Origin of the sequence: Campylobacter australis, from assembly GCF_050586305.1 — a bacterium.
Lineage (GTDB): Bacteria > Campylobacterota > Campylobacteria > Campylobacterales > Campylobacteraceae > Campylobacter_A.
Genome location: NZ_JAXUAA010000028.1, coordinates 1 through 526 on the forward strand (window position 1 = coordinate 1; position 526 = coordinate 526).

Below are 526 nucleotides of genomic sequence, written 5' to 3' on the forward strand. Positions count from 1 at the left end.
CTTGATAGCAAATACTTTTGCTGTAATTTCTTTATATACTTTATAGTTAGCAGCCTCATCTTTTGTATATAGATATTTTTTTTCGTAATTAATTGATTGCAAATACTCATCCTTACTTACATATCTACCTAGCTTTTCACTAAGCTCCCTTGCTTCCCAGCATCTATCTACACTACCAATAGTGTAAATTTTAAATAAATCATTTTTAGATATTGGCTGACAATTTCCTGAAAAATACTTTATAATGTAATTATGTTTTTTCTTTTCCACACTAGCACCATAATCAGCCGTTCTTCCGCGTAAAATCCTACTGTTTGGATTATTTTTATCGATATACCACTCTTCTATGATATTTGTATACCCGCGTACACTGATTCTATCGCTAAAGAAATCTTTATTGCATCCATATTTACCCACACAACCACTAAAAAATAGTGTGATGAAAAATATAAATAGAGTATTTTTCATTTTTTAATTCCCCTTGTTCTTTTTCTCTCTTGCTACACCGTAATCATCAGTCCAGTGT

Annotated in this window: 1 protein-coding gene; it reads right to left on the reverse strand. The window is 30.8% G+C overall.

Annotated elements, in window-relative coordinates; translation table 11 throughout:
* A partial coding sequence (locus U5B17_RS09675; RefSeq protein WP_430805143.1) for a hypothetical protein occupies positions 1-468 on the reverse strand: 468 nt, incomplete at its 3' end.
* Between the last annotated feature and the right edge of the window lie 58 nt (positions 469-526).